Origin of the sequence: Mesorhizobium sp. M7A.F.Ca.CA.004.12.1.1, assembly GCF_003997835.1 — a bacterium.
In the GTDB taxonomy this organism is placed as follows: Bacteria; Pseudomonadota; Alphaproteobacteria; order Rhizobiales; family Rhizobiaceae; genus Mesorhizobium.
This window is the reverse complement of sequence record NZ_RZRK01000387.1, coordinates 1-5,795: the sequence shown is the minus strand read 5'-3', so window position 1 is coordinate 5,795 and position 5,795 is coordinate 1. Positions and strand designations below refer to the sequence as shown.

General features: G+C 62.2%; 8 protein-coding genes. 2 read left to right on the top strand and 6 right to left on the bottom strand.

Going from position 1 to position 5,795, the window contains the following annotated elements:
- Window positions 1-61: 61 nt before the first annotated feature.
- The 6 genes from EN984_RS20160 to EN984_RS20135 form a co-directional block, all read right to left on the bottom strand.
- Window positions 62-541, bottom strand: a complete 480-nt coding sequence (locus EN984_RS20160) for a DUF992 domain-containing protein (RefSeq protein ID WP_023810132.1) — start codon at window positions 539-541, stop codon at window positions 62-64.
- Between the two features lie 93 nt (window positions 542-634).
- A complete protein-coding gene (locus tag EN984_RS20155; protein ID WP_127267751.1) occupies window positions 635-1,111 on the bottom strand; it encodes a DUF992 domain-containing protein in 477 nt (158 codons plus the stop codon).
- A gap of 208 nt (window positions 1,112-1,319) precedes the next feature.
- Complete coding sequence (locus tag EN984_RS20150; RefSeq protein ID WP_127267752.1) at window positions 1,320-2,162, bottom strand: tetratricopeptide repeat protein; 843 nt, start codon at window positions 2,160-2,162, stop codon at window positions 1,320-1,322.
- 138 nt (window positions 2,163-2,300) lie between these two features.
- Complete coding sequence (gene rpsU / locus EN984_RS20145) at window positions 2,301-2,579, bottom strand: 30S ribosomal protein S21 (protein ID WP_023810129.1); 279 nt, start codon at window positions 2,577-2,579, stop codon at window positions 2,301-2,303.
- A 201-nt stretch (window positions 2,580-2,780) separates the two neighbouring features.
- Entirely contained in the window at window positions 2,781-3,167 is a 387-nt protein-coding gene (locus EN984_RS20140; RefSeq protein ID WP_127267753.1) for an SET domain-containing protein-lysine N-methyltransferase, read from the bottom strand.
- A gap of 109 nt (window positions 3,168-3,276) precedes the next feature.
- Window positions 3,277-4,035, bottom strand: coding sequence for an SDR family oxidoreductase (locus EN984_RS20135; protein ID WP_127383902.1), 759 nt, complete (start codon window positions 4,033-4,035; stop codon window positions 3,277-3,279).
- Window positions 4,036-4,232: 197 nt separating this feature from the next.
- Between EN984_RS20135 and EN984_RS20130 the strand changes: the two genes are divergently transcribed.
- Both EN984_RS20130 and EN984_RS20125 read left to right on the top strand, forming a co-directional pair.
- Window positions 4,233-4,973 carry a hypothetical protein gene (locus EN984_RS20130; protein ID WP_127270059.1) on the top strand — a complete coding sequence of 247 codons (741 nt, stop codon included), beginning with the start codon at window positions 4,233-4,235 and terminating at the stop codon, window positions 4,971-4,973.
- Between the two features lie 141 nt (window positions 4,974-5,114).
- Window positions 5,115-5,795 (top strand): FAD-dependent oxidoreductase (locus tag EN984_RS20125; protein WP_127383901.1); only part of this gene is annotated, 681 nt, incomplete at its 3' end.

Sequence of the window (5,795 nt, the reverse complement as noted above, 5' to 3'; positions counted from 1 at the left end):
AGCGTTGTTTTGAGGGCCGTTCGCGCGGATGCCCCTTCGGTTGGCGGGCTTCGTTGCGCGATCAATTCTCGGTGCTGCGCAGCTGGAATTGGCTGACGCCGATCGCGAGGTTCATGCCGGTCTGCGTCTGCAAGCTGAGCGGCTGCAAGGTGAAGGCCTGAGAGGAGCCGCCGACCAGCAGATTGGCGCCGGCGCCGACGGCGGCCGTCACCTCCGCGCTGGCGCCGATATAGTCGCCGGCCAGCGCACCCGGCGCATAGATGTTCTTCAGCGGCGTCAGCACGATCCACTGCATGACCGTCTGCTTCGTCGTGCCGATGTCGAGGCCGTATTTGTTGACGGCGCCGAAATAGGCTTCCGGCGCGAAGCTTTTGTCGGCGGGGTTGAAGGTGCAGCTCAGATCCTTGCTCGAGCCGAAGATGAAGCCGGTGCCGCCGCCTATGGCGCAGTCAAGCGTACCGACTTCCATGCCTCGGTCCTGCGCCTGCACCGCTCCGGATAGCGTCGTGAACATGGCGGCAGCTATGGCTGTCTTCAGCATGATGGTTCCCCCCCAAAATCAAACGGCGCGAAACCATCCTATCTGGTTCCGCGCCGCGGGGTGAGGGGTCATGGAGCGCACGGCTCCATGCAATCACTTGAATGAGTGGATCAGCTGGAGCGAGGTCACGGCCACGGCAAGGTTGACGCCGGTCTGCGCCTGGACGCTGAGCGGCTCCAGCATGACGGCGCTGTCCAGGCCGCCAACCAGCAGATTGGCGCCGCCGCCGGTCACCACGCTCGCCTCGGCGTTGACACCGTAGTAGCTGCCGGCGAGATCGCCTCCGTCACGATCCCGGGTCGCGGCCAGCACGGCCCAGACGAGCTGGCCCTGATGCGTCTGGCCGACATCGAGGCCGATCTTGGAGATGATGCCTGTGTAAATCTCGGACGGCCCGTGATGATGAGGCCGGAAGACACAGGACACGCCCTTGTTGGAAGCGACGATATAAGCGGTGCCGCCGTCGATGGTGCAATCGAGCGTGCCGAGTTGCAGCTTGCCGGCGCTGGCCGGAGCCACCGCGAACATCGTCGTGGCGAGGGCAGCGGCGCAGGCGAGTTTCTTGATCATGGGAGGGTCCTTTCGCAAAATACTTTCAACAACGGCTTGGGTGGGTAGACCGTTCCGCTGAAAACTTGGCGCGATCAAGGCAGGGGCCGAAAGCCTCCTGCCTGGGTTAATGCCCGGTTGCGAAGTGCGTCCTTTAGGACACGCAAAGGATCCCGCGGCACTTGGATGTCACGCGGATTCGTATGGGAAGCGCTTGCCGAAACCGAGATCAGCTGACGCGGGCGAGGCCATCCTTGGCCGGCTGGTAGGTAGGGTCGAGGCGAACGGCTTCCTTATAGGATTTCGCGGCCTTCGCCTTGTCGCCGCGCCGCTCATAGATCAGCGCCTGGTTGGACCAGGCCTCGGCATTCCTGCCGTCGAGCTTGATCGCCATGTTGAAATCGGAAAAGGCGTTGTCCTCGTCGTTGGTCGCCAGATAGGAGAGGCCGCGGCCGTTGTAGGGCTCGGCGGCGTCCGGCGCCAGCGAGATGGCGGTCGAGAAGTCCTCGATGGCGAATTTGTGCTGGCCCTGGCTCTGATAGATCAGGCCTCGATTGTGGTAGGCGCGCGCGTCGGTCGTATCGAGCTGGATTGCCTTCTGGAAGTCGTTGAAGGCGTCCTGGGTGCGACCCGCCTTGCGGTAGAGATTGCCGCGGCCGATATAGGCGGCGTCGTAGTTGCCGTTGATCTGGATCGAACGGTTGTAGTCCGCGAGCGCGGCTTCCTGATTGCCGAGGAAGCGCTGGATCAGCGCGCGATTCGAATAGGCCTGGAAGAAATTCGGGTTGAGCTGGATGGCTTGATTGAAATCCTTGAGCGCCGCTTGGTACTGGCCGCCACGACCATAGGCCGAGCCGCGCACATTGTAGCCTTCGGGATCCTGGGGATTGCGCTGGATGACCGCCGACAGCGAAGAAATGTTCTCGCTCGACCCTTGCGCCTTGTCGATGTTGTTGAATTCACCGGTCGGGCCCGCCGTTTGGCAGCCGGCAAGCGCCAGTCCGGAGAGCAGGGCCGCTGTCAGGGCGAAACCACGCAATGCAGTCCCGCGCTCCACGCTCGTTGCGTTCATGTCTGCCCTGTCCTCACTTCAAGCCGCGTCGTTCAGGTCCGGCTCCCCCTCCGGACCGGTCACATCAAAACAAAAAGGTGGCGGCGATTCCACATCGCGCCACCTCTGATATCCTTCGAAAAGGACGAAAAATTGGCGTTAGAACCGCGGCGGACGCGGAGCGCCACCTGCACCGCCGGCGGCGCCAGCAGCGACCGGGCGCGGCGTCATCGGCAGCAGGCCTTCGCGCTGGGCGCGCTTGCGGGCCAGCTTGCGGGCGCGGCGGACAGCTTCAGCCTTTTCACGGGCGCGCTTCTCGGACGGCTTCTCGTAGTGACCGCGCATCTTCATTTCGCGGAAAATGCCTTCGCGCTGCATCTTCTTCTTGAGAGCGCGAAGCGCCTGATCAACGTTATTGTCGCGGACGAGTACCTGCACGGGCAATCCTGTCTTTCGGGTTTGATATCAACAGGCAAGCGGCCATAGCCACTAGCCTCCGCGGCGGTTTACACCACGAATTGGGGCGGCTGATACCAGAATCATGCCGCGCTGTCCACAGCGGAAATGATTTTGCGGGGCCAGCCGCCGTCTGTTTGCCCTTGGACAAGTGTGCCACTTGCCCTTGAGATAAGGAGCCGACTAGGCCCTCGCGAGGTGCAGCAGCTCGAAATCCTCGAAGAACTCGCCGTAGTCGCAGGTGATCTCCTCGCCCACGGCGATGTCGCGGGTCGCCGTGGCTCCGCCATATTGCGAAAAATCCGTATTCGGATTGCTGGAATGGTTCATGAAGCGGCCATTGTCGACTTCATAGACCATGAAACCCGGCCGGTCCGGGCTCGGATAGGCATAGCGGTCGAGCAGTTCTCTGAGATGCGGGGGTGCCGTCTCGTATTTGTCCATGGGGATCAGCCGGTCGAAATCCGGATCGAGCCGCCAGATCGAAGCGCCTTTCCTGATCGGCTCCGCGGCGAACACGCCGACGCCTTCGATCGCACTCGCAGTCACATAGGTTCTGATCAGCATCATGGTTCCAGACCCGCTTTTGGACAGAAACGGAATCGCCAAATCGCGGCGAGAAATCAAGACCGGACGTCTGCCTGGCGGCTATGAACATGCATCCGGCCGCGAAAAGCCTTCACGTCCGATTGATCGACACGCCGCCATCGGCAAACAGAGCCGCTCCGGTGGTGAAGCTCGAGGCGTCGGAGGCGAGATAGAGCGCGGAACGGGCAATCTCCTCCGGCATTGCGATACGCTTCAAAGCATGCAGGCCTTCGACGAAGGCTCTTGATTCCGGGGTCTTGAAGGTTGCCGCCGGCGTGTCTGTGCCGCCGGGCAGCAGCGCGTTGACCCGCACGCCTTTCGGGCCGTATTCGGCGGCAAGCACCTGTGTCAGTCCGATCAGGCCGGCCTTGCTCGCGGCATAGCTTGTCATGCCCGGCATGCCGACTGTGTGGCCGACGAAGGTGGAAGTGAAGATCAGCGAACCACCGCCACGCTCGATCATTGCCGGCACCTGGTATTTGGCGCCGAGAAACGCGCTGGTGAGATTGGTGTCGAGCGTCTCGCGCCAGCCTTCCAGCGGCAGGTCCGAAATCGGTCCCATCCGGCCGACGGCGCCGGCATTGTTGAAGGCGATGTCGAGCCCACCGAACTTTTCGACCGCCAGATCGACGAGGGCTTTCGCGTAGGCTTCGTCGCGGACATCGCCGGCAAGCGCGATGGCGATGCCGTCGGTGTCCGCGATTTCGGCGACAAGCGCATCGAGTTCGGCCTGGCGGCGGGCGGCAACGATGACCTTGGCGCCTTCCTCGGCAAAGAGTTTTGCCGTGGCGCGTCCGATGCCGGAACTGGCGCCGGTGACGATGGCGACCTTGTTGGCGAGTGCGAACATTTCTGCATCCTTGTTATTTGGGCCGGCTTCACTGGCAGTTGGGATGCTTGGTCGCAGATCGAGGCAACGCGAGCCACCCGATACGTGCGAAGCCATCGGCGACGATTTCTTGACGTCGGATGGACACCGGGGTACCAAGACGCCATTCAACCTTGCGGGTGGATGCGCCACCCATTCCAATGACCCCCCAAGACATAATGAGCAAGTTGTTGGCCTCCGGCTTCGAGGGCAACAGCAAGCTGACGTTCGCTCTCCAATCGGAATTTCATAAGGGCTTTCCGCTCGAAAACCTTCGGCCGCTGCTGACGTCCGACAACCTTCATACGCAGGCCGCCGCGGCTTTTTTGACGGCTGAAGCCAGTTCCCGGATAGGTTACAAGATGAATTGCGTTGTCGCAGAGATAGCCGATCTGCTCGACAGTCAGGTCTCAGGCATCCGGTTCGACGCAATCGAGGCACTTCTGGGATGCACGACGCCGGCCGATGGAGCCATTCTTGGCCGCGTGATGCTGCGGCTGGATGACGAACATGCCGGCGTTCGATGGAGGGTGGTCCAGTTCATCTGTCTTGCGGAGCGCTGGCAGCTAAAGCTTGCGGTGGAAAATGCCGCCGCCCTGCGTCCGGACTCGGCTTTCAAGACACTGGTCAATGCTTATGGTCACTATTTCATGCCGAGCTCCAAGGACCTGCGACAGTTGCTTGAGCATGCGGATCCGGTGTTGCGGCGCTTTGCGGCGGCAGTAGCTATCAGGCCGCGCGAGGTGATCGTCGAGCGTTTCGTGGCCATGGCGGAGCAGTCGGACGATGCGGAAATTCGTAAAATCGCCGCCGATTGCCGCCAAGGTTATTTGCGGCCGACCTATGCAATCGGACCGTCCATCGTGAAGCGTGTCTCGTCTGAACCAGCAAAAGGCGAAGCTCAAAACGGCGGCCGTTGAAGGCGCGGCGCAAAACGGCAAGCGCCGTCGCAAACAGCGCAAGGGTGGAAGCGCTGTTTCGCTAGTGATACACCTCGCGCGCCGGGACCGAATGAACGCCGGCCGCCATTCGCGAAGCCTTTTTGGGGCGAGGTTGGGACGTTGAAGAAATATTCGGTATTCGCCATCGCCCGTGAAGCCATGCGCGGTCACAAGGGCTGGGAGGAACAGTGGTCCTCGCCTGAGCCCAGGAAAGAATACGACGTCATCATCGTCGGCGCCGGCGGCCATGGCCTGGCCACCGCCTATTACCTCGCCACCGTGCACGGCATCACCAATGTCGCGGTGCTGGAAAAGGGCTGGCTCGGCGGCGGCAACACCGGCCGCAACACCACCATCATCCGTTCCAACTATCTCTATGACGAGAGCGCCGGCATCTACGACCATGCGCTGAAGCTGTGGGATGGCTTGAGCCAGGAACTCAACTACAACGTCATGTATTCGGCGCGCGGCGTCATGATGCTCGCCCACAATGTGCACGACGTCCAGGTGCTGAAGCGCCACGTGCACGCCAACCGGCTGAACGGCATCGACAATGAATGGCTGACGCCGGAGCAGGCGAAGGAATTCTGCCCACCGCTCAACACCTCCAGGGATGCGCGCTATCCGGTGGTCGGTGCGTCGCTGCAGCGTCGCGGCGGCACGGCGCGGCATGATGCGGTTGCCTGGGGCTATGCGCGCGGCGCCTCGGCGCGCGGCGTCCACATCATCCAGAATTGCGAGGTGACCGGGGTCAAGCGGGCGCCAAATGGCGCTGTTATGGGCGTCGACACGACGCGCGGC

What these genes read in the sequence shown, in the direction of transcription:
- EN984_RS20160 (WP_023810132.1), bottom strand. Translation starts at nt 541, where the DNA reads ATGCTGAAGACAGCCATAGCTGCCGCCATGTTCACGACGCTATCCGGA.
- EN984_RS20155 (WP_127267751.1), bottom strand. Translation starts at nt 1,111, where the DNA reads ATGATCAAGAAACTCGCCTGCGCCGCTGCCCTCGCCACGACGATGTTC.
- EN984_RS20150 (WP_127267752.1), bottom strand. Translation starts at nt 2,162, where the DNA reads ATGAACGCAACGAGCGTGGAGCGCGGGACTGCATTGCGTGGTTTCGCC.
- EN984_RS20140 (WP_127267753.1), bottom strand. Translation starts at nt 3,167, where the DNA reads ATGATGCTGATCAGAACCTATGTGACTGCGAGTGCGATCGAAGGCGTC.
- EN984_RS20135 (WP_127383902.1), bottom strand. Translation starts at nt 4,035, where the DNA reads ATGTTCGCACTCGCCAACAAGGTCGCCATCGTCACCGGCGCCAGTTCC.
- EN984_RS20130 (WP_127270059.1), top strand. Translation starts at nt 4,233, where the DNA reads ATGAGCAAGTTGTTGGCCTCCGGCTTCGAGGGCAACAGCAAGCTGACG.